The organism is Achromobacter sp. SIMBA_011, from assembly GCF_046535435.1.
In the GTDB taxonomy this organism is placed as follows: Bacteria; Pseudomonadota; Gammaproteobacteria; order Burkholderiales; family Burkholderiaceae_B; genus Achromobacter; species Achromobacter dolens.
Map to the genome: position 1 here is coordinate 1 of NZ_JAWRWN010000325.1, position 278 is coordinate 278.

At 61.9% G+C, this 278-nt stretch carries 1 protein-coding gene; it reads left to right on the forward strand.

The window, feature by feature from the left end; all coding sequences use genetic code 11:
* The coding region (locus SB816_RS31155; RefSeq protein ID WP_410548133.1) for an N-formylglutamate amidohydrolase at positions 1–278 on the forward strand (278 nt) is incomplete at both ends.

Consider the following 278-nt stretch of genomic DNA (forward strand, 5'->3'; position numbering starts at 1 on the left):
GATGAGGAATGGCAGAAGAGGATCGAGATTTTTCATCGGCCTTATCACGATGCCGTTGATCGCGTGCTCACCGGCGTCGCGCAGTCGTCGGGGGAGGCGCCTCTCGTTTTGTCGCTGCATTCCTACACGCCCTTCTGGAAGGAAACGCCGCGGCCCTGGCATGCGGCCGTTCTCTGGGACACGGATAATCGTGTGGTCGATCCGCTTCTGGCGCATCTGCGCGCGACCGGCGACATCCTGGTTGGCGACAACGAGCCTTATGACGGGGCGCTGAAGGG